At 61.5% G+C, this 22,677-nt stretch carries 20 protein-coding genes; 10 read left to right on the top strand and 10 right to left on the bottom strand.

Annotation, left to right across the window (positions count from 1 at the left end; all coding sequences use genetic code 11):
• Positions 1–2: 2 nt before the first annotated feature.
• A complete protein-coding gene (locus HK22_RS11070) occupies positions 3–443 on the bottom strand; it encodes a hypothetical protein (RefSeq protein WP_086649285.1) in 441 nt (146 codons plus the stop codon).
• 241 nt (positions 444–684) lie between these two features.
• On the opposite strand from HK22_RS11070, the gene HK22_RS11075 reads away from it, so the two are divergent.
• Positions 685–1,326 carry an RNA methyltransferase gene (locus HK22_RS11075; RefSeq protein WP_233142580.1) on the top strand — a complete coding sequence of 214 codons (642 nt, stop codon included), beginning with the start codon at positions 685–687 and terminating at the stop codon, positions 1,324–1,326.
• Between the two features lie 45 nt (positions 1,327–1,371).
• Here the strand turns inward: HK22_RS11075 and HK22_RS11080 are convergent, their stop codons facing one another.
• The gene (locus HK22_RS11080; RefSeq protein ID WP_086649286.1) at positions 1,372–2,313 is read right to left on the bottom strand and encodes a rhodanese-related sulfurtransferase; all 942 of its coding nucleotides are present in this window, start codon (positions 2,311–2,313) and stop codon (positions 1,372–1,374) included.
• A 167-nt stretch (positions 2,314–2,480) separates the two neighbouring features.
• Here HK22_RS11080 and HK22_RS11085 point away from each other — a divergent pair, with 167 nt between their 5' ends.
• The 4 genes from HK22_RS11085 (at position 2,481) to HK22_RS11100 (ending at position 6,710) form a co-directional block, all read left to right on the top strand.
• Complete coding sequence (locus tag HK22_RS11085; RefSeq protein ID WP_143412412.1) at positions 2,481–2,966, top strand: hypothetical protein; 486 nt, start codon at positions 2,481–2,483, stop codon at positions 2,964–2,966.
• Positions 2,950–4,191: a hypothetical protein gene (locus HK22_RS11090; protein WP_086649288.1), complete on the top strand. Its 1,242-nt coding sequence runs from the start codon at positions 2,950–2,952 to the stop codon at positions 4,189–4,191. The genes HK22_RS11085 and HK22_RS11090 overlap by 17 nt, the downstream gene beginning before the upstream one ends.
• 10 nt (positions 4,192–4,201) lie before the next feature.
• Positions 4,202–5,554 carry a guanine deaminase gene (guaD, locus tag HK22_RS11095; protein ID WP_198945537.1) on the top strand — a complete coding sequence of 451 codons (1,353 nt, stop codon included), beginning with the start codon at positions 4,202–4,204 and terminating at the stop codon, positions 5,552–5,554.
• A 178-nt stretch (positions 5,555–5,732) separates the two neighbouring features.
• Entirely contained in the window at positions 5,733–6,710 is a 978-nt protein-coding gene (locus HK22_RS11100) for a DUF3034 family protein (RefSeq protein ID WP_086649289.1), read from the top strand.
• Positions 6,711–6,829: 119 nt separating this feature from the next.
• Here the strand turns inward: HK22_RS11100 and HK22_RS11105 are convergent, their stop codons facing one another.
• From HK22_RS11105 to HK22_RS11125, 5 genes are read right to left on the bottom strand one after another with little or no spacing between them, the layout of a single operon-like run.
• Positions 6,830–8,233: a nucleobase:cation symporter-2 family protein gene (locus HK22_RS11105; RefSeq protein WP_077803499.1), complete on the bottom strand. Its 1,404-nt coding sequence runs from the start codon at positions 8,231–8,233 to the stop codon at positions 6,830–6,832.
• A gap of 9 nt (positions 8,234–8,242) precedes the next feature.
• On the bottom strand, positions 8,243–8,575 hold the full coding sequence (gene uraH / locus HK22_RS11110) for a hydroxyisourate hydrolase (RefSeq protein WP_086649290.1): 333 nt from the start codon (positions 8,573–8,575) through the stop codon (positions 8,243–8,245).
• Positions 8,572–9,096 (bottom strand): 2-oxo-4-hydroxy-4-carboxy-5-ureidoimidazoline decarboxylase, encoded by a 525-nt coding sequence (gene uraD, locus HK22_RS11115; RefSeq protein ID WP_086649291.1) that lies wholly within the window; start codon positions 9,094–9,096, stop codon positions 8,572–8,574. Before uraD ends, uraH begins: the two co-directional genes overlap by 4 nt.
• Entirely contained in the window at positions 9,093–9,992 is a 900-nt protein-coding gene (gene puuE / locus HK22_RS11120) for an allantoinase PuuE (RefSeq protein WP_086649292.1), read from the bottom strand. The genes uraD and puuE overlap by 4 nt, the downstream gene beginning before the upstream one ends.
• A 14-nt stretch (positions 9,993–10,006) precedes the next feature.
• Positions 10,007–11,467: a SidA/IucD/PvdA family monooxygenase gene (locus HK22_RS11125; RefSeq protein ID WP_198945538.1), complete on the bottom strand. Its 1,461-nt coding sequence runs from the start codon at positions 11,465–11,467 to the stop codon at positions 10,007–10,009.
• Between the two features lie 174 nt (positions 11,468–11,641).
• On the opposite strand from HK22_RS11125, the gene HK22_RS11130 reads away from it, so the two are divergent.
• From HK22_RS11130 to HK22_RS11140, 3 genes are all read left to right on the top strand, one after another.
• Positions 11,642–12,565, top strand: a complete 924-nt coding sequence (locus tag HK22_RS11130) for a LysR family transcriptional regulator (RefSeq protein ID WP_062107798.1) — start codon at positions 11,642–11,644, stop codon at positions 12,563–12,565.
• 192 nt (positions 12,566–12,757) lie between these two features.
• The gene (locus HK22_RS11135; RefSeq protein WP_062029199.1) at positions 12,758–15,112 is read left to right on the top strand and encodes a TonB-dependent receptor; all 2,355 of its coding nucleotides are present in this window, start codon (positions 12,758–12,760) and stop codon (positions 15,110–15,112) included.
• Positions 15,113–15,212: 100 nt separating this feature from the next.
• On the top strand, positions 15,213–15,743 hold the full coding sequence (locus tag HK22_RS11140) for a cupin domain-containing protein (RefSeq protein WP_086649293.1): 531 nt from the start codon (positions 15,213–15,215) through the stop codon (positions 15,741–15,743).
• A gap of 3 nt (positions 15,744–15,746) precedes the next feature.
• Here the strand turns inward: HK22_RS11140 and HK22_RS11145 are convergent, their stop codons facing one another.
• From HK22_RS11145 to HK22_RS11155, 3 genes are all read right to left on the bottom strand, one after another.
• Positions 15,747–16,133 carry a hypothetical protein gene (locus tag HK22_RS11145; RefSeq protein WP_086649294.1) on the bottom strand — a complete coding sequence of 129 codons (387 nt, stop codon included), beginning with the start codon at positions 16,131–16,133 and terminating at the stop codon, positions 15,747–15,749.
• 36 nt (positions 16,134–16,169) lie between these two features.
• Positions 16,170–18,281 (bottom strand): protein-disulfide reductase DsbD, encoded by a 2,112-nt coding sequence (locus tag HK22_RS11150; protein ID WP_086649354.1) that lies wholly within the window; start codon positions 18,279–18,281, stop codon positions 16,170–16,172.
• A gap of 126 nt (positions 18,282–18,407) precedes the next feature.
• Positions 18,408–19,472, bottom strand: a complete 1,065-nt coding sequence (locus tag HK22_RS11155) for an SDR family oxidoreductase (RefSeq protein ID WP_086649355.1) — start codon at positions 19,470–19,472, stop codon at positions 18,408–18,410.
• Positions 19,473–19,623: 151 nt separating this feature from the next.
• On the opposite strand from HK22_RS11155, the gene HK22_RS11160 reads away from it, so the two are divergent.
• Both HK22_RS11160 and HK22_RS11165 read left to right on the top strand, forming a co-directional pair.
• Complete coding sequence (locus HK22_RS11160) at positions 19,624–20,013, top strand: helix-turn-helix domain-containing protein (RefSeq protein WP_086649295.1); 390 nt, start codon at positions 19,624–19,626, stop codon at positions 20,011–20,013.
• A 163-nt stretch (positions 20,014–20,176) separates the two neighbouring features.
• Entirely contained in the window at positions 20,177–22,576 is a 2,400-nt protein-coding gene (locus tag HK22_RS11165; protein ID WP_086649296.1) for a mechanosensitive ion channel family protein, read from the top strand.
• The last annotated feature ends 101 nt before the right edge of the window (positions 22,577–22,677 follow it).

Below are 22,677 nucleotides of genomic sequence, written 5' to 3' on the forward strand. Positions count from 1 at the left end.
CGTCACTGGCGATGATGATGCTTGGGTTGGGGTTGGCACGACAGGAGGTTGATACCGGCCGTATCTTCAAAACGGTCCGGATGCGCCGTGAGAGGCATGGACACGACATCGTCCCTCCGATGGTCGGCATAGACGAAAATCATATAGTAAGACTGGGGCCCGATCCGAGGATCACCATTAAACATCTCGTCCCACTCCAGCAGATCACGCCGCAATGGCGATCCGACGCCGCTGCTCTGTGTCCAGACCGCCGACTTGCAGATCGAGGCACGCTCGACGCGCACGATCAGCCGTCCGTTGAGCGATGCCTTTCCATCAAGCTCCTCGTTGAGCACAATGTTGAGGTTATGGGTCAACTCCTCCAACGTTTCCGGCCTGGCGCCCGCGAATGCAGTGCCGCTGATAAAGACGGTAAAAATCAGGCTGAGAACAACGCGGATCATTGAAATTGGCCTTTAGGAAATAGCATGGCCTCGTCTTGCCGTCGCTTGAACAGGCCACCCCGCCGGATCACATAACAAGACCAAAGCCTGAACCGGGCCGTATCTTTCAAAGTACACTAAAAAGACGACAGATCATGATATATGGCCTTCCATTACTGGAGGACCATGCATCATGATCCGGGCTTTGGACACCAACCGACATCGTCGCTAGATATGGTGCCCGTACGGTGGGGGCTTGAGTGTGACGATCGAACGCAAACAGACAGATAAATCACGCGCCCGGAAAAGAGCGGATGCGATACGAGACTTCCGGTGCAAAAACCTTATCGTTGTCATCGAAGACCCGGAAAACCCACGAAATATAGGAACCGTCATCCGGAACGTGAACGCTTTCGGCGCAGAAAAAGTGTACGTCATTGACCCTCGTGGAGTTCTCTCGGACGACTGGAATGAGTTGCGTACCGAACCAAAACTCTCGAAGCTATCGGTTTCCGCCGTCAAATGGACATTCGTAAAACGCTTCGGCAGCACAGAAGAGTGTCTTGCACATTTGGAAAAAAACCACTTCGTCTCGATTGTTACATCACCCCATCGACAAGGCATGTCCAATATTTTGTTGGACGAAGGCGATTTTACCGAACATGCCAAGCTGGCAGTTTGGTTCGGAAGTGAAACAAGAGGAATTAGCGACCTCGCCGCCCAACGAAGCCGACAATGCGTCTCCATTCCCATGTTTGGAATGATCGAAAGTCTCAATCTGGGCACGAGTTCCGGGATTGTTTTGTACGAGATAACAAAACAGCGTCGACAATATCAATCCCGCAACAGGCTCCGCACTTCTCGGGAAAATCCTACTCCCGCTTTGCTCGTCGGGGAAAGCTAGAAGCCCTTTCAGCGAGAGTATCTTCGCTCCCCCGCCCATCCACACTTACTTCTGGCGAACCCCCAGATGCCCGGCCCGCCGCGCCTGAGCCAGCGCTTCCTGACGCTCACGTTCGGCATAGCGATGGCGCTGCTCTTCCGTGCGTTCGTTATGGCAATGCGGGCACGACACACCCTGCACGAACAGCGGCGAGCCCTTGTCATGCGCGTTCAGCGGCCGACGGCAGGCATGGCAGACATCATGCGTCCCGATCTCCAGCCCGTGCTTCACAGAAACACGCTGGTCAAACACGAAGCACTCGCCTTCCCACAGGCTTTCTTCTTCCGGAACGGTCTCCAGATATTTCAGAATCCCGCCCTTGAGATGATAGACCTCGTCCACACCCTCCGCCCGCGCAAAGGAGGTTGATTTTTCGCAGCGGATACCGCCCGTGCAGAACATGGCAATCTTCGGCAAACGGCCTTCCGCTTCCAGTTCCTGCCGCCGTTTGCGAAACCATTCAGGAAATTCGCGGAAGGATTTCGTTTTGGGGTCTTCCGCGCCTTTGAACGTCCCAATCGCCACTTCATAATCGTTGCGCGTATCAATCAGGATCGTATCGGGATCGGAAATCAGCGCGTTCCAGTCTTCTGGCGCTACATACCGCCCCACGCCCTGAAGCGGGTCGATATCCGGCTCACCCATCGTGACGATTTCCTTTTTCAGCCGCACCTTCATGCGGCGAAACGGCAGTTCAGGCGCGCGGGAGTCCTTGCTTTCCAGGTCCGCACAGCCCGGAAGCGCGCGGATATGCGCCATCACGCGCTCCATACCCTCGTCCGTCCCGGCAATCGTGCCGTTGATCCCTTCGCGCGCCAGAAGCAGAATCCCCCTGATCCCCTCACGCTCGCACAATTCCAGCAACGGCTCCCGCAATGCGGCAGGGTCTGCGAACGGCGTGAAATGATACAGCGCGACAATACGGATCGGCTCGAGACTATCGGACATGGGGTAGGGATCCGGCGACCGGGACCGCAGACACAGCCGCGATCGGATGAAAGAGACAGCCCCGGAAATATCAGGGCCAAAGCCGGGATGCCAGCCCGAAAGGCCGCATGGACAGGCTGCTGCCCGGATGGCAGACAGGGGACCTCCCGAACGGCCAGAGCAGACTGATGAAGATACCCGATGCCCTGCATCAGAGCCTCACGCTTCTGAAGACCCATGCCTTTGTACTCGGGATAAGCCTCTCACTTCTTCTGACGCTGGCCCTCTGCCATGCCTGGACGGCACACAGAACCTTCAGTCCGGACAGTTTCACCTCCGCAGACGACCCCTCCATGAAAGCCCGCGTGGAGACCTGTCACATCACCCCGAAATTCATCTCCGTGTCCGGATGGGTCCTGTCAGATCTCTGGCCCGGCCCCAAAGCCTCTTTTGTCCTCACGGCCGGAGACGGAGCGCAGGAAGTGTCCATTCCCTACAGGCTTCAGGAGCGACCCGATATCGCACACCCCACCCATACGGACGGCAATGCGTTTCACAACCGGTACGGCTTCACCGCCATCGCCCGCATTCCGGCCGGGATAACGCCACATATCCATCTGAACATCATCGCAGGACACACGCTCTACAGGATGTCGCATGTCTGCCGCTCTTAAGACGACGCTCCTGCGCAACGGCGCCTTCATCGCCTTCCTCCTGATCGCGACTTTCTGGATCGGCGCCCACATCAACCAGTCGATTTTCATCGACAACGACATGTTCCGCCACGCCCTCGATCACCGAAGCCTGCTGTCCTTCCTGCACATGCGCTACATGACATGGTCCGGCCGGGTCGTCATCGAGGCCGCACTGGCTGAAACCATCCGCTATGCGCTCTTCTGGAAACTCCTCATCCCGTTCTGCGCGGTTCTTCTGGCCTATGCCATCTGGTCCTGCACCCTGCGGTCATCCCTGAAACCCGCTTTCGGAATCCCGCTCGTCATGGGGCTCTTCCTGCTCCTCCCGCACGAGGTCACGGAAGAGTCCGTTTACTGGCTCTCAGGCTTCTACAATTACCTGCTCCCGGTCTCCTTCGCCTTTTTCTCGATCAGCGTGTTTCTGCGGCAGAATGAGGCAGGAAACACGATGCGTTTCCTGTCGCTTGCAGCCCTGCCCATCGGCTGCTCGATCGAACAGTCCTCCCTGCTCCTGCTGTTCTGCACAGTTATTTCCACAGCTCTGTCCGCCCTGAGCCGCCGAACGGTTTCTCTTTACAGCGCCCTCTATCTGACGCTCGCCGCCATCTTCTCGGCCATCGTCCTCGCCGCTCCTGGAAACGGGCACCGCTATGTCGCGGAAATCGGCAACTGGCTGCCGGAATTCCCCCAATACGACACCCTTCAAAAACTCTCCCTCGCCCTCGACCGCATCCACCGCACCAGCATCAGCCCGGACAACCACATCCTTCTCGCAGCCCTTGGGCTGTCCCTCTGCTTTCTGGCGTTCGTCAAACAGAACCGGGGCTTTCAGGATATGGCCGCCATGGGCGTGATGCTGCTGGGTCTCCTGCTCATGCTTCCCACACACCTGCTCGGGGCCCTGCGCTGCGACCGGTTCCTCTATGATCTGAACTGGGTCTCTCTCAACACCTATGTCGCGTTTTTCCTCACGCTGTGCCTGTTCGTCTCGATCCTGTGGTGCGCCCTGTCCCTGAAAAACGCCGCCACCCTCCTGTCCTTCCTGACCGGAGGGTTCATCATCACGATCCTGACGGGCCTGTCCCCCACAATCTACGCTTCCAGCCATCGCATCCTCCTCGTGCTGGACCTGACGCTGCTCCTCTATACCTGCGGCCTGATCCACACCCTCCTGACGCAGACACAGGCGCGTTTCCTGCGATAAAGTATTTTCCATGACCCAGAGCAGCACTTCCCACGCCAGTTCCCACACCATTTCCCACCGGGCCATCCGCGGCCCCTTTCTGACCTTCCATGCCGATCCCTTCACCACCGATCCCATGGACGCCCTGCATCACGAGCCCGATGGCCTGATCCTGACTGAAAACGGCTGCATCACCGCTGCCGGTCCCTGGGACATCCTGCGCGACACCATCCCCGCCGGAACGCCCCTCGATCATTATCCCGACATGCTGATCTCCGCAGGCATGATCGACACCCATGTCCATTACCCGCAGCTCCCGGTCATCGCCTCCTACGGCGAACAGCTTCTGCAATGGCTGGAAAACTACGTCTTCCCCGCCGAAGCCCGCTACGCCGACATCACCTATGCCCGCACTGTTGCCCGGCAGTTCCTGAACGAACTTCTGCGCGTCGGCACCACGACGGCCGCCGTGTACTGCACGGTCCACCCCCAGTCCGTGGATGCCTTCTTCGAGGAATCCGAGCGCCTCAATACCTGCATGATCGCAGGCAAGGTCCTGATGGACCGCAACGCCCCGGAAAACCTGCGCGACACTGCCCAGCGCGGCTACGACCAGTCTGCGGACCTCATCGCGCGGTGGCACAATCGCGGACGCCAGCTCTACGCCGTCACCCCCCGCTTCGCCCCCACCAGCACCCCCGAACAGCTCGATCTCGCAGGCGCCCTTCTCGCCACAAAGCCCGACCTGTTCATGCAGACGCATCTGCTCGAAAACCGCTCCGAAATCGCCTGGGTCCGCGAACTTTTCACCGATCGCAGCTCCTATCTGGACGTGTACGACAAGGCCGGTCTCCTGCGCCCCCGCGCCATCCTCGCCCACGCCGTCCATGCCGAAGAAGCCGATTTCCAGCGCTGTCACGACACCGGCTGCTCCATCGCGCACTGTCCCGGCTCAAACCAGTTCCTCGGCAGCGGCTCCTTTCCGCTTTTTGAAGCCCTCAAACCCGAACGCCGCGTGCGCGTCGGCATCGGCAGCGACATCGGCGCCGGGCCGTCCCTGTCGCTGCTTCAGGTCCTGTCCGACGCCTACAAGGTCGCGCAGGGGCTCCAGACGAAACTCCATCCCGCGCAGGGGCTCTGGCTCGCCACGGCGGGAGGCGCACAGTCCCTCGGCCTTCAGGACAGGATCGGCAGCATCCGGCCCGGTCTCTACGCCGATCTCTGCGTCTTCGATCCCGCCGCCACGCCTCTGGGGCGGATCCGCGCGCAGACAGCCGAAACCCTCGCCGACCGCCTGTTCGCCCTCACCATGCTGGGCGACGACCGCAGCATCGCCGCAACCTATGTCGCCGGGGAACTCCGTCACCAGCGCAGCGCACCCTGATACCAGGGGCGCACACAGCGCGAAAACAGCCATGCCATCTTTTGACACTGAATTTTTTCAAAATTGCGGGGCTATCTTAATTATTTGTCAGTATTTCCACAGTCATACTGAAGGCAGTATTTAACCTGCGAGAATACTCCTGGCTCACCCTCGGGCTCGCGATCTAAAAGCAGGACCCATGCACCGTTCTTCTTCCTCCGCGCAGGCTTTCCGTTCCCTGATGTCCCTGACCGCGGTCCTGTCCCTCACCCCCCTCATCCCCGCGCACAAAGCACATGCCGCAGACGACACTGCCAATGCTCCGCAGGTCACCCTGGGCAATGACGGCAACAGCAAGTCCATGTTCCGCACGCTCTTCGACGGACAGCGCGCCATCGGCACTGGCGGCATGACGTCTCTTGAAGGCTCAAGCGGCGGCGGCCTCGCAAGCTGGGCCACCATCAGCGGGTATGGCAGCGACAAGAGCGCAGGCATGGCCTTTCACTACAGCTATGTGAACCTCACCAATTACTGGGACCAGAACGTCGGTGCCTCGATCGGTCTTTTCGACCGCGTCGAGCTTTCCTACACCCATAATTTCTTCCAGACCCGTGCCACAGGCGCCAAACTCGGCATCGGCAACGGCTACCAGTTCGACCTCGACGTCGCAGGCGCAAAGATCCGCCTTTTCGGCCATGTCGCTGACAACACCCTGATCCCGCAGGTCGCCGTCGGCGCCATGTACAAGCATGACAGCGACGGCCGCATCATTCACATGGTCGGCTCAAAACACACCGACGGCGCAGACGCCTATCTCGCCGTCACCAAACTGTTTCCCAAAGTGGGCATCCTGATCGACACCACCGTCCGCTTCACCAAGGGCAACCAGTGGGGCATCATCGGCTTCGGCGGCGACCTCGACAACAGCTACCACCCGCAGTTCGAAGGCTCTCTCGGCTATCTGCCGCCCTTCCTGCCCGGCCTCATCGTCGGCGTGGAATACCGCACCAAGCCCCGTAACCAGCGCTTCACCGACGAAAGCAACTGGTTTGACGTCTACACCAGCTATTTCATCAACAAGCACCTGAACATCACGCTCGCCTACGTGTCACTTGGCACGATCGCAACGTTCAAAAACCAGACGGGCTTTTATTTTTCTGCCCAGACCGGTTTCTGACTGGGCGTTCCGGGCGCTGCCCGGACCCGGCAGGGATCTCGATCCCTGCACCCTGATTACATGAATCGGTGTCCAGAGGCCCCCGGCCTTTGGCGGGTTTCAGGGCAGAGCCCTGAGCCTCACCCTTCCCTAATACGCTCGTCAATCAGCGCTTCACGCGGAACATCCGTCGCATGCGTTGCCTCATGAATAGTCCGCTTCACATTGAAAATCAGATGCAGTGAAATCGCCGACAACGATCCAAGCGTAATCCCGCTTCCAAAGACGATCTTCGCCCACATCGGAAACGTATCAGAGATATGCGGCTGCGCTGTCGCGAGCATACTCAGCCCGATGCTGGTACCCACGATAATCACATTGCTCTGCCGGTTGAAATCAACCCGCGAGAGCGTCTGCACACCGACCACAGCCACGGTTGCGAACATCGCCAGCGCAGCACCACCCAGAACCGGCAGTGGCACCGCAGCCACCAGCGCGCCCAGACGCGGCAGGCAGCCGAGCAGCATCATGATGACCGCCGCCGCCGCCACGACCCAGCGGCTCTTCACCGCCGTCATCCGCACCAGCCCGACATTTTCGGCAAAGCACGTATAGGGAAACGAGTTGAGTACGCCACCGAGCATGGTCGCGATTCCATCGGCCCGAAGTGTGCGGGCGATGTCCTCGGACGTGATCGGCTTGTCGACGATTTCACCCGTCGCATAGACGTTGCCGATCGTCTCGATCATGGAAATCGTCATGACGATCACCATCGACAGGATCGAGACCGGATGAAACGTCGGCATCCCGAAATAGAAGGGATGCGTGATGGACAGAAGCGGCGCGGACGACACCTCCCCGAAATTCGCATCGCCCAGTATCCAGGCCACCAGCGTTCCCAGAACCAGTCCGATCAGCACGGCAATCGTGGCAATAAACCCGCGAAACAGCCGCTGGATCACCAGAATGGACGCCAGCGTCCCCAGCCCGTACCAGATGCTCCGCAACGGAACATGGTCCTGCATCACGGACGGACTGGCCCCCGAGACAATATCATTCGCCGCCACCGGCAACAGCGCCAGACCGATGATGAGAATGATGGACCCCGTCACGACGGGCGGGAAAAACCGCACCAGCCCGGCGAAATGCCGCGCCATCAGCAACGTCACGAACCCCGCCACGATGACCGACCCGTAAATGGACAACAGCCCCGGCGTCCCGCCGCCCACGGCAGAGCCAATGGCAATCATCGGCCCCACGGCAGTAAACGTCACACCCTGCAACAGCGGCAGCCGAACCCCGACCGGGCCAAACCCCACCGCCTGAAGCAGCGACGCAATCCCGCAGGTGAACAGATCCGCGTCAATCAGATGGATCAGCGTCTCGCGCGGCAGATGCAGCGCCCCCGCCACAAGGATCGGGACAATGACCGCCGCCGAATAGAACGCCAGCACATGCTGCAACCCATAGGCCCCAAGCCGCCAGACCGGCAGTTTCTCGTCAACGGGATGCAGACCGGTCATCGCGGCGTTCTCGGCAGTCATGAAAAGCCCTCAGCTTCCGCGATAGGTGGAATATCCGAACGGCGCCGCCAGAAGGGGCACATGCGCATGGGCCTCCGCCGCCAGCCCGAACACGATCGGCACCACATCCAGAAACGGCGGATCAGACAGAACCTGCCCCCCTTTGCGGAAGTAATCGCCAATCCGGAATTCCAGACAATACGTCCCTTTCGAAACTGCAACATCCCGCAGCTCCGGGCAACGCCCGTCCGCATTCGTCTGGCCTTCAAACAGAACCCGATCCCCCTGTAACAGACGCAGGCTCACACCCGCGGCAGGCTTGCCGGACACCGTATCGAGAACATGCGTGGACAGAGAACTCATGCCGTCACCAGATCTTTCAGACGAAGCCCTGCAATCGCATCAATCTGCGTCAGCACCTCGGTCAGTTCCTGTTCGGGAGTGCCAGCCAGACGGCGCTCCATTTCATCCATAATCACGGTTTTCGCCGCTTTTCCGGGTGCAGCGACCTTGCGCACGCAGATCACGAACGGCATGGAAAACCGCGCGCGATACGCGTCGTTCAGCCCCCGGAAACGCTCATATTCCACAGGCGTCAGACGATCCAGCCCGGCCGAAGCCTGTTCAGAGGCGGAATGTTCCGTTAGATCCGGATCAATCCCGGCGCGATGTCCAAGCTCTGGATGCGCCCGTACCAGCGCAAGCTGTGCTTCCGCGCCCGCAGAGCGCACAACCTGCGCAAACGCGGACAGCATCGCATCCACATCCGCAAAAGGCCGCGCCTTCAACGCCCCTTCCGCCACCCAGGGCGAATGTTCGTAAAGCCCACCGAACTGCGCAACAAACGCCTCGGCTGACAGCGCATTGACGTCCGAAATCTTCATGCCGGATGCACAGACTGCCAGTGCCGCGCGATATCCAGCCGCGTCGCCACCCAGACATCCTCGTGTTTACGGATATGCTCCAGAAATTTCAGCAGCCCCAGCGCCCGCGCTGGCTTGCCCGCCAGACGGCAATGCAGCCCGATCGACATCATCCGTCCGCCCTCGCGATACAGCATGTCAAACGCATCGCGCAGATAGGTGAAGAACTGCTCGCCTTCCGTAAACCCGTTCAGCGCGGCAAACTTCATGTCGTTCGCATCGAGCGTATACGGCACGATCAACTGCGCCCGGCCATGGGTGCGGTCGTAATACGGCAGGTCATCCGCATAGGAATCGGCGTCATAAACAAACCCGCCTTCCTCCGCGACCAGACGCGCCGTGTTCGGGCTCGTACGCCCCTGATACCAGCCCAGAGGCCGCTCCCCCGTCACTTCGGTATGCAGCGCAATCGCCTCGCGGATATGCGCCCGTTCCACGTCCTCGGGGAAATCCTGATAATCAATCCAGCGCAGACCGTGGGACGCAATTTCCCAGCCGCTCTCCTTCATGGCCGCCACCGCATCCGGATTACGGGCCAGCGCCTTCGCCACACCAAACACCGTCACCGGCATCCCGGCGTCATCGAACAGACGCCGCAGCCGCCAGAACCCGGCCCGGCTGCCATATTCGTACAGGCTCTCCATCTGCGCACAGCGCGCCCCGATAATGGATTTCGTGCCCACCATTTCGGACAGGAATGCTTCGGACCCCGCATCCCCATGCAGCACCGAATTCTCCGCCCCTTCCTCGTAATTGATGACGAACTGCACGGCGATACGCGCGCCATTCGGCCATTTCGGATCAGGCGGCGTGCGGCCATAGCCGATCATGTCCCGCGGGTAGCTGTCCTGCGTCATGGGCGTTTCCCTTATCAAAGCACCGGCGGATCGAGACTGACGAGTTCTTCCGTGTCATAGGCCAGCAGGCTCGCCAGATGCCTGTCGCCGTCCTCCACGAACAGATCGCGCGCAATGCCCCGCGCCAGCTTCTCCACGCCAAAACGCATCCCGCTGATGGACGCGCCCGAAAGCCCCATGCTCGGCATGGCCCCGAACGTGAAATTGTAGATCGCCGCCAGCATCGGCGTCTTCGGATCGGACGCATCTTTCGGCAGGAACTGGAACCGCGCGCCCAGATACGGATGGCTCCCCAGAAGCGCACTGTCTTCCCCGGCCGGTGGCGTGAAATGATCGCGCCACAACAGAACCGAAGAAGCGAAATCCCGCGTTTCCGGACGCTGCGACAGGTCGATCGTGAACCCCGTCCCGATGATCAGGAAATCAAAGCGCATCTCGCCCTGCGGCGTCGTCACCACGATCTCCTCGCCATCCATCCGCGTCGCCGTCCAGGGCGTCCCGGGATGGAAAGCAAAATTCTCATGACGGCGGCAGCGCCAGAACGTGTCCTGCGGGGGTGGCTGGTTCAGGCTGTAAATCTGCCGCATGAAACGCCAGCGCGTCAGGTCCGGCAGTTCCGAAAAATGCGCCAGAAAGCCCGCATTTTCCATCCAGCGATACGGATTGATGGCCGGGATCTTCGCCCGACGCAGGCACAGATCCACCCGACCCGCGCCCTTTTCCAGCGCCGTCGCCGCATTGTCGAACGCGGAGGCCCCGGCCCCCAGAACACCAATCCGCTTGCCCTTCAGGGCTTCAAAATAAATGTCTTCATGCGTATGGGCATAAACGGATTTCGGCAGCGTCTCGGAAATGAAGGACGGCACATGCCACGTCCCCCCGCCTTCAATGCCCGTCGCCAGAACCATCCGCCGCGCCAGACGCACCGTCTCCTGACCGGCCGCATTGCGGAATGTCAGCCGCAGCAGCCCGTTGTCCCAGCCGACATGCACCAGTTCCTGATCGTTCACGACCGGGATGTCGAGCGTCTGCCGCACCCAGTCCAGATAGGCCTGCCAGTCATGGCGGGAAATCTTGTCCAGATCCTCCCAGGCCTTCGCGCCATACCGCGCCTCGAACCAGGATTGGGGCGTAAGGCTGGGAATACCCAGATCCGGCCCCGTGACATGCCGGGGCGTGCGCAGCGTGATCATGCGTGCAAACGTCACCCACGGACCTTCGCCGCCTTTCGCCGCTTTTTCAAAGACCTGCACATTGGTCACACCCTGCCGCCGCAGCCCGAAGCATGATGTGATGCCCCCCTGCCCCGCACCGATAATCGCCACATCCAGAACCGCTTCCCCGTCCCGGTCCTGCGTCAGGCTCCAGTTGCCCGTCGCATAGCGGATTTTCGCCAGATCCTCCCGCACACGCCCTGAAAGCGCGGCCAAAGCCTCCATAGCCGGAGCATCGACGGAAGAAACGGTGGATGTCATGTGGTCAAACCCCAAAGAACCGGCACGGACAGGGCAGTCTCCGGAGCGTGCCGGAGCGTCTTTCCGTAGCAAAAACGACAGGTCACCTGTCGGCCGGGATAGTTTCACACCGCCTCAAGGTCGTATACTCCATAAAAACGCTCCTCCCGTTCGCAAAAAGAGAGCAGTTCATCCATGCCTGTCTTCTCACGCTTCCTGCGCTACTTCCTCGCCGTCGCCCAGCACGGCTCCATCCGCCGCGCCTCCGAACATCTGCGCATCGCCGCCTCCGCCATCGACCGGCAGATCCTTCAGGGCGAGGAATCCCTCGGCACGCCGCTGTTCGAGCGTCTGCCCACCGGCCTGCGCCTGACGGCAACCGGCGAACTGCTTTATGCGCACGGCAAACAGTGGTCGCGGGACCTGACCAATATGTGCGTCCAGATCGAAGACATGCGCGGCCTGCGTCGGGGACAGGTGGATATCGCAGTCCCCGACGCCCTGACCCGCGGCTTCCTGCCCCGCCTGCTCCGCGCCATGCGCACGACCCATCCCGGCATTACCATCTGCACGCATGTCCTCGACAACAGCCGCATCCAGAACACCCTGATCGGCGGTTCGGTCGATCTCGCTCTGCTGCTCAACCCGACCCATGCCCGCGGCCTTCTGGTCCGTGCGCACAAGGACTTTCCGCTCGGCTTCGTCTGCCTGCCGAACCATCCCGTCGCCGAGCGCAAAAACGCCCGTTTCAGTCTGGCGATGAATTATCCCATGATCATGCCCGAGCCCCCGCTCGCCCTGCACCGCCAGATCGAAATTCTTCAGATCGACAGCAATCTCGACATTCACGCCGCCGCATCCTCCGACAATATCCAGATGATCAAGTCTCTGGTCCGCGAAGGCATCGGCCTCGGAATCCTCAGCGCGCTCGACGTCATGGAAGAGGTCACGCGCGGTGAACTGGCTTTCATTCCGATTTCCAACCACGACCTCGCGCCCCTGACGCTGGCCCTGTGCGTGGACCATTCCCGGCAGCTTTCCGGCGCCGCCCGACTGGTGATTTCCGAACTCGAAAAAGAGTTCCTCTCCCCCGCCACACAGCCCCACCCCGCGTCCTGATTTCCAGCCCCGAAAAACCGCGTCATACGGGAGACATAGACTGTCACATTTTTGCACCAACCTAAAAACGGCAATGCCCCGGTCTGCATTTTATCTTTGATGGAGATAGGCCATCCGTTTTACATCCACGTTTCGAATAAATACCGTTTCCAAAGTGAACCTTTCTTTCCAACAGACCAGGAGCCCGGCAGCATGAAAGACAACCATCAGTCCCGCGGCTCCGGATCACGTTCTGGCTCACTGGGCTACAGGCGTCAGCTCCTTGCGGTCACCTGCCTTGCCGGCAGCGTGCTCGCCGCCTTCGCAACGCCAGCCCGCGCCGCACAGCCCTCGAAACACCACACGCCGCGCCATCAGACCTCCAGCCGCAATACTCCAAAAACGGCCCGGACACCCTCGCGCGCAACCGCAGCGCCCCGCGCCCACGCCCTTGATGCCTCGGCTGCCGAAACGGTCTCCGTCACGTCCTCGCGCCGCGCCCTGAACGGCGGTGGTGGTATGATGCGCGTCGAAACCGCCCCCCACGCCGTGCAGACCGTCACCAAGGAATTCATCGACATGCGCGCGCCGACCAGCACGGCGCTCGACCTGATCCAGAACCTGCCGAGCCTCAATGTCACGACGCCGGATTCGTCAGGCATGGAAGGCGGACAGATCCAGTCCCGCGGCCTGACGGATCTCGACATGGGCCTTCTGGTGGACGGCGCCCCGGCAGCGGCGGCAAAATATCTGAGCGAAAACGTCGATTCCGAAAATGTCGAGAGCGTCAGCGTCACGCCCGGCTCCTCGGCGACGGATCTGCCCGTCATGTCCGCCGCCGGTGGCGTCATGAACGAGGAAACACGCACCCCTTCGCAAAAGCGCGGCGGCCTGATCGACTTCTCTTACGGCACCAACAACCTGTCGCGCGAGTTCCTGCGCCTCGAATCCGGCGAAATCGGCCATAGCGGCGTACGCGGCTATTTCTCGTTTTCCAACACCCATGCCCGCTCATGGATGGGTGCCGGAACCAACCAGCGCAAACACATTGATTTCGGCCTCCAGAAAGACTGGCATAACGGCTCCAACGCCAAGTTCTTCCTCTCCTGGAACTCCGCCGACTTCATCATCGACAACTACCCCACCTCTGACCAGTTCTTCCGCTACAAGCACACCGGACAGGGCTACGGCCGCACGGACGATCGCAAGAGCAACAACTACTGGGGCAACAACAACGATCACTGGAACCAGATCTTCATCTCGGCTCCGGTCCATATCGCGCTGCCCTCACGCCTGTCGCTCGACATCCACCCCTATTTCAGCTTCGGACAGGGCTGGGACGCGTCTCCGGGCGGCACCACGACCGATGCCACCGGTGCCACGCGCGGCCTGACGAACTACTTCCTGCAGAACGAATACCGCTCGGTCGGTACGGTCGCGAAACTCAACTGGGAAATCGACCGCCACAACACGTTCTCGGTCGGCTACTGGTATGAAAACACCCAGACGATCCAGTCCTACCCCACCAGCTACCAGATGGCGGACGGCAACGCACCAAGCCCCAACTGGGCCGCGTACCAGATTTCCGCCGGCGACAAACAGACGGCCGGTTACGAAATCCAGTCCCTGTTCGTGCATGACACGGCCAAGTATTTCAATGACCACCTGACGGTGGACGCCGGGTTCAAGTTCGTCATGACGAACATCTGGAACAAGGACTATTACGGCCGTCAGGAAGCGAACCGCACAGCACCGCTGCCGCAGCTTTCGATCGGCTACCGCATTGATAACCACAGCCAGGTCTACCTGAACGTGGAAGGCGACTACCGCCAGCCCAGCGCAGTCGACCTCGGCTGGCTCTACACCAGCGTCGCGATCCCCAAGAACCAGTATTCCATCAAGGAAGAACTCGGCTACCGCTATCACGACGACCACATCATCGCGGATGTCGCATTCTTCAACTACAACGTCACGAACCGCATCGTGGACCAGTATGTGGGCATGAACAGCTACAAGCCGTTCAATATCGGCAGCCAGCAGATGCGCGGCTTCGACGTCATGGTCGCCGCACGCCCGATCCACGGCTTCAGCCCCTACGCCTCCGTCGAATACCTGCACGCCTCACAGGACAGCAACGTCTTCGATCCGTATCTGAACACGATGCTGCACTCCAAGGGCACGCAGGCCGTCATGGCCCCACATGTCATCGCGAATTTCGGGCTGACCTACACCTACAAGGGCTTCTTCGCGAATGGCTCGGTCCACTATACCGGCCCGCAATCCGTCAGCATCGCGGGCGACCAGCGCATTCCGGGCTACGTCACCGACACGCTCTCGATGGGCTATCACTTCAAGCCCTTCATGTTCGCGCAGTCCCCAACCTTCCGCCTGAACTTCACCAACCTCACCGGCTCCATCGTCCGCACCGGCGCCATGGGCGCGGTCTACAGCGCCCGGGACCCCAGCACGGTCCACAGCGGCAATCTGGCGCCCTATACCGGCTACGGAAACTCCTTCATGGTCTCCCCGCGCTTCACCATGACCGGAACGGTCTCCACCGCCTTCTGACGGGAAGGGGCGGGGAGCACTCCCTGCCCCAAAACCACGTCTCCTCCGCTGCGTTCCCGCAACACGGCCCCACATCCCTGTGGAACGGAGGAGACCCCCAATGCCCTTTGGCATGATTTCCAGAAAACAGTCCGCCAGTTCGGCCCTGCTTCTCGGCGCAGCGCTTACGCTCTTTTCGGTCGCCCACGCCGCCCCCATCCCGACCGAAACCCCGCAGGACAACCCCGGCGTAACGATCATTGAGGGTTCGGAGGCCGTCATCTGGCAGCCCGCGCCTCCCATGTTCCCGCACGGAACGAAAATCGCCATCCTGACCGGCGACACCACAAAACCCGGCCCTTTTACGCTGCGCGTCATGATGCCCGCCGGATCGTTCATCCCGCCCCACACCCATAATCTGGACGAAATGCTGACCGTCATCAGCGGCAATATCCAGCATTTCGTGGGACAGAACATCGCCACCACGCAGCGGCGCGCGCTCGGACCGGGTGGCTTTGTCCATCTGCCGGTCAACGTACCCCATGCCATCAAGGCGGGAAGCCAGGGCGCCGTGCTTCAGGTTTCAGGAACGGGGCCGTTCAGCATGGCCTACGTCAACCCGCAGGACGACCCGCGCAACACGGGGCGCTAAGCCCTATCGCGGCAACAACGGCGAGGACGTGGCATAGGCCTCGCCAAACCGCGATGTATTGGTGCCTGTGACGGGATCATGATCCAGATCCCGCCCAAATTTCAGATGAGCCGTCATACCCTTCCAAAGGGTGACCCGGCTCTCCGTATGACCGTCTTCAAAATAACGGGTCACGATCGGGGAGTCGAAAAAAACCGGTAGCGTCCGGCGATGTCCCATGACGCGAATTTCTTCGCCCGTCCCTGAACCTGCCGCGCCCTGCGTCCCGAACAGGTTTCCCGGCAGGATCTTCACGGCATTGAACGGATTTGTCGGGGGAATCTGCGCCACACCAAGGACAGGCATCAGCGCAGTCAAAAACAGTCCCGGAAGAAACACCCATGCTTTCATGACCATTCCTCCCGAGCCTGTCTCATTTCCCTGACATCATTTCCCGATCGTCGAGAGCACGATGCCCGGCGTCAGGATCTGTGGCAGCACAACCCCATCCTGATGAGGGGCATAATAGATATAGAACGGCACACCATCGCGCCCATGCGCCTTGAGGAACGCACCGATCGCCGCATTGCGGTTTGTCCAGTCCCCCTTGAGGAACACGATCTTTTGGTCCCGGAACGCCTGCTGAACGGATGGCACATCCAGCGCCACACGCTCATTGACCATGCAGGTGATGCACCATGACGCCGTCATGTCGATGAACACCGGCTTGCCCTGCGCCCGAAGCTCGGCCAGACGCGCCTCCGAGAACGGCTCGATCCCGGCCTCCGAAGCGCCCGTAACCACAGGAGCAGGCGCGGCCCGCAGCCCCTGCGCCAGCGCGGCCCCACAAACCACAACACACAGCACAGCCACGATCCGGCAGAACGCCACCGTCCCACGGCCGCCCTCCAGCATGGACCGACGCTGCCCAACACCATAAATCCAGCCCGCAAACCCCAGAAGCACAACGCCCCCGGCCGTCAGCGCCACAAACGTCACGCCCCGCTGGATTGCCGCCACCCAGAGCAGCCATACACAGGTCGCAAACAGCGGAAACGCCAGAACCTGCTTGAGAATACCCATCCAGGCCCCCGGCTTCGGCATCCGCGATGCCACACCCGGAACACCGGCCACGAGAATATACGGAAATGCCAGCCCCAGCCCCATCGACAGGAAGACCAGAACTCCCATCACCGGCGGCCCACCCAGAGCCCCGGCAATGGCAACACCCATGAACGGCGCCGTGCAGGGCGTCGCCACAATAACCGCCAGCAGGCCCGTCATCATGTCCCCGCTCCGACCGCCGCCCGTCTGCACCTGACCCAGACGCCCGGCGCTAACTTCAAACACACCCAGCAGGTTCAGCCCCATCAGGAACAGCAGCCAGCATACGCCGACCACAAATCCCGGCGACTGGAACTGAAAGCCCCAGCCTGCCGCAGACCCGGCCAGACGCAGCCCGATCATGACAATGCCCAGCGCCGCGAACGCTCCCGTCACGCCCAGCGTGTAGAACAGCGCGCTCTGAAGCTGCGCGCCCCGTCCAGCACCGCCCATTTTCGCCAGAGACAGCGCCTTCATCGCCAGAACCGGAAACACACACGGCATCAGGTTCAGGATCAGCCCGCCCACAAATGCAAAGAGCAGAACCCGCAGCCAACCCGCGCCCGTCGGCACGTCCGAAGCCGGTGCCGCATCCGCCTGCACAGGAGCCGCAGCAGACGCCCCCCCAACCGGGCGCGCCTCGATCTGCAACGGGCTTTCCTGCCCCGCCGCATCCTTGAGCACGACCACGCCCACAAGCGTCTTGTCCCGATGCGCCGATTTCAGGAATTTCAGCCCGAGCGTCAGTTGCCCGTCCGAAACATGCAGCGGCTGTTCCGCGACCTGATCAATCACGCCCCCATCCTGCGGCAGGAACCACGCCTGCGACACGGACGCCGCAGACAGCCCCTTGCCCGAAAGCGTCAGCACGCCGCCCGCAGAACCATTGGCCGCCGACACGCTGGCCGCAAACGGCGACGCCACCGGCGTTGCAGCTTCCGCCTTGCGGAACAGGTCCGCCTGCGCCCCGCCTTCCGGCACATCACCGGTCGAAGCCGGCAGCGTCAGTGTGAAATCACCGCTCTCGGGAATGCAGACCTGCGCACAGACAAGCCATTCCGCATGGGCATGCAGCGTCGTCCCGCCGGAACCCTTGAGAACCAGATCCTCCGGCAGCGTCACCTCATTGACATAGGCATAGGACATGAGGCCGCCCTCACTGATCCGCACCGGCACTGGCCAGTGGATCACGCCCCCCTTGCCCGTCGCCCCGCCATCAGCTGTCACATCCAGCGTCGGCGTGTCCCCGGCATCGCCCGGATTGATCCAGTACGTATGCCAGCCCGGCTTGAGCTGAAGCCGGAGCCCGACCCGAAGATGCTGGTCCGGCCCGACCGCATCGCGATCCGTGACAAGCGTCGCGGTATCGTTCGCGGACGCAACCGGCGCACTTTCCGCCGCCCGCGCGGACACGGATCCCAGACCCAGAACCCCTGCCAGGAGCAGGGCCGACATGCTGAACATTCGATGCAAGACAGGCTCATTCCACGTTTTCAGAAGACAGCCTTCACCATATCACTGACTGAAACGAAAAGCAGGACCCTTCCGGTCGTGAAACCGAAAGGCCCTGCAAACCCCGTGTTACGGAATCAGCTTCTCAGCCCGCAGCCGCGTGAACAGATCGGTGAAAGAGTCCGGCGTGTACTGATATCCCGCAAACCCCGCGAGGCGGCTTTTGCTGATATCCGTCACACATTCGACCGGCCGCCCCAGATCCGCATCCGTATGCCAGGCCGAAGCCAGCCGTTCGATCCGGCTTTCCGCAAGCCCGTATTCTGCGGCAATCCGTTCCCAGAGCGCCGCATCCCCCGCAAGCGTCTCTTCAAGGGACGTCGCATGGCCGGGATACGCCGCCGCCTCGATTCCGAACCACTCCGCAAGGCGCGGCCAGAGCCATTTCCAGCGGAACACGTCACCGTTCACGATATTGAACGCTTGATTGCGTCCCCCCGCCTCGGTCGAGGCCCAGAAAAGCTGCCGCGCCAGTTGCCGCGCATCGGTCAGATCCGTCAGACCGTTCCACTGCACGGGAGATCCCGGAAACACGAAAGGCCGTCCTGTCTCGCGGCAGATCGTCGCATAGACCGCCAGCGTGCTGCCCATGTTCATCGCATTGCCAACCGCATAGCCGATCACCGTATGCGGACGATGCACACTCCACGAAAACCCGTGTCGTGCGGCGGCTTCATAAAGCGCGTCTTCCTGATCGTAATAGAAATTCGGCAGATCCAGCCGGGGTGCGTCTTCGCGGAACGGCGTCACCGGCGGCTCGCCGGACGCATAGGATTCGAACGGACCAAGATAATGCTTCATGCCCGTCGTCAGCGCCGCATGAACCAGAAGTCCCGGCTCCGGCAGAGCGGCGAACACATTGCGGATCATCGCGGAATTAACGCGGCAGTTCTCTTCTTCCGTCTCCTGACGCAGCCAGGAGCAGAAAAACACATGGCTCGGCCGCAGATCCCGCAGCGCATGGGTCAGCGCTGGCAGATCCAGAAGATCGGCCTCAACCGGCAGCACGCCCGCCATGTCATGACGCGGCCTGCGCGCCAGACCATGCACGGTCCAGCCTTCGGCCACGAGACGCGCCGCAATGTTCTGGCCAACAATACCGGTCGCCCCGACAACCAGTGCGGTCCGGGCCAGTGCTACTCCAGACGGCACCATGGCAGGAACAGAAGATGTCATGGGATTTTTCCTTTGCAGAAAACAGGGTCTGTTCCACATCTGGAAGACCATCCGCATTTCCGCCAGACGGCACCTTTTCGTGCCCTGGTGACCAGAAGGTGCCCACTCCATGACCCCGCCGCTGCCCGAACACTACCGTCAGGCGCCTTTTGCCGAAGACTGCGCGCCCCGCCGGATCCTGAGGCTTTTCAGCGGAAAATGGACCACCATGATCCTGCACACGCTGCATCTTCTGGGCGGCACGGCACGTCCCGGAAAGCTCCAGCGCAGCATCCCCGGCCTGTCGAAAAAAATGATGACCCAGACCCTGCGCGAGCTCGAAACGCAGGGCCTCATCAGCCGCAACGTCCGGCAGATCATGCCACCCCATGTCGATTACAGCCTGACGGATCTGGGTCAGACCTTCGTGGAACCCGTGGAGCTTCTCTATCACTGGGCCATCAGAAACGCCGAGGCTCTCGACCGGCTGATGCCCGACGACATGCCCCTGTCCGAATAAAACACCCGCAGGAAGAGGGTAGGACAGGGCTGCCACCCTGTGCCATGTTCGCACACAACAACCGCCCTCGGCGGACCACCCGGCGCAGGCCTCACATCCCGCCCCAGACACCGTAATTCCACCGCGTAACATCCCCGCGTAACATCAAGGACCCAACAGAGCGATGCCGTCGATCCCCCGTCCCGAGCCGTCCGCCTCACCCCACCCGCGAACCGGACGCGCCGTCCTCGGCCTCTGCCTCTTTCTGCTCCTCGGCCTTCTGACGCCCCTCCTGCCGGCAAAAGCCGCCGACAGCGCCCATCCCCTCAGCCAGCAGGAAGCGCAGCAACTCCTCAACGTCCTGAACAATCCCAAGGAACGGGACGCCTTCACCCACACCCTTGACCTGATGGCCCGCGGCCTTCCGGTCGCAGCTCCCGCAGCAGCTCCTGCCGCAGCCCCCGCGAAAGCCGCCCCTGCCAAAACCGTCGCCGACGTCCCACCCGACATCCACACCGGCCTGAGCAGCATCCGCCTGCAGGCGCTGGGCTATCTGCACAACTTCCTCGGCCTGTTCAGCGACCTCGGCATTGTCGGTCACTGGGCCCACACGACCCTCGCTTCAGCCGATACCCGCACCACAATCCTTCACGCCTTCGCAGGCGGCCTCGTGGTCATGCTCTGTGGCGTGGCCCTGGAGCGGATTGTCGCCCTGAGCCTGCACAAGCCGCTGGTCCAGCTGACCCAGAACGCCGAAAACCGGGAGCAGCGCAACACCCTCGCGGACGAAGACGCCGCCGCCCATGACCCCATCGTCGACGGCTCCAGCGAAGCCCGCGCCGCCGACCAGCGGCGTCAGGTCGAAACCCTGCGCTTCCTGTCCCGCGTTCCTTACGCGCTGGGGCATTTCGCCCTGAAGGCCATCCCGGTTCTCGTCTTTCTGGCCGTCGCCTATCTGGCCGTTCTTGTCCTCCCCTGGAGCGCCAAGACCGACAACGTCATCATGACGCTCGCCAACTGCTACGCCGCCGCCCGGATTCTCTATCTTTTCGTCGAAACCGGATTCGCGCCCCGCTCCCCCACGATCCGTCTCCTGCCCGCCACTGACGCTACAGCCTTCCTGCTGACCCGCTGGTGGAACGTGCTGGTCGCAGCCCCCGCCATCATTTTCTGCCTCTCCACACTGGGCAGCCAGTTCAATCTCTCCCCCCGTGGAACGGATGCCATGATCCGCGGCGTGGTGCTGATCGAACACATCCTGATCGCCGTCTTCATCTGGCGGATCCGGCACCTCGTCAGCCGCGCCCTCCAGCCCCGCGCCGTCCCCGACACCGCGATGTGGACCTTCATCGTCGCCGTCACGCGCCTGTGGTGGGTGCCGGCCATGTTCCTCGACGCCTCCCTCTGGATCGTCTGGGCCGCCCATCTTCCGGGAGGCTATCGCTGGATTCTCGACACCACCGGCATCACGATCGGCATTCTCGTCGCCTCCCGCCTGATCGCCGTACTCGCCTACGGCCTTCAGGACCGCTTCTTCCGCATCAATCCCGTCCTGACCGAACGCTTCCCCGACATTCAGAAACGCGCCGACCGCTATTACCCCTTCGCCCGTCGCATCCTGACCGGCGCCATTCTCTTCCTGACCCTGATCGCCATGACCGAAGCCTGGGGCCTGCCCACGTTCGGCTTCTTCATGAAAAACGCCGTCGGCCGACACCTGCTCGACGCCGTCCTGACCATGCTCGTCGCCCTGAGCATCGCGGTCACGATCTGGGAAATCATCAACGCCTTCCTCAGCCAGCAGCTCACCCGTTTCGAGACTTCGGACCAGCTCTCCCGCGCCACCCGCCTCCGCACGGTCCTGCCCATCATCCGCACCGTCCTGCTGGCCATCATCATCATCATCGTCGCCGTCACGACGCTCTCGCAGATCGGCATCAACGTCACTCCGCTGCTCACCGGTGCAGGCATCATGGGTGCCGCCATCGCCTTCGGTTCGCAGAGCTTGGTCAAGGACTTCATCACGGGCTTCTTCATGCTCGTCGAAGACGCCATCCAGGTCGGTGACTGGGTCACGACCGGCGGCGTTTCGGGAACGGTGGAAAACCTCTCGATCCGCACCGTGAAGGTCCGCGACATCAACGGCGACCTTCACATCATCCCGTTCTCGTCCGTCTCCTCGATCGCCAACACCGCCCGCGGCTACAACCAGGTCATCGTCAAACAGCAGCTCGACCTGTCCGAAGACCTGCCACGCGTGACAGCCATCATGACAAAAACCCTCAAGGACATGCGAGACGACGCCGTCTTCGGCCCCATGATCCTGTCGGACTATAACGATCTGGGCGTGGATAACAGCGACAGCGGCGGCGCCACCCTCCTCGGCAGCTTCCGCACGGCACCGATGATGAAATGGAAGGTCAAGCGCGAGTTCTACCGCCGCATCACCAACCAGCTCGCCGCCGCCAGCATCAAGTTCTACACCGGCACGTCCTACTTCACGACGCCCCCCGGCAACGCCATGCGCATCACCACGGACGCCCCGCTGCCCATCCCGGCCAACGACGCTCCCAACCAGACCTGATCCGGAACCGGCTCCTGACCCGGGAGCCGGTTTTCCACGACCGGACACCTCAATTCTTAATCATTTAAATAAAGTCTTGCATTGCCGTGCGGACAGGCTCA

Source organism: Gluconobacter sp. DsW_056 (assembly GCF_002153595.1).
Classification (GTDB): Bacteria; Pseudomonadota; Alphaproteobacteria; order Acetobacterales; family Acetobacteraceae; genus Gluconobacter; species Gluconobacter albidus.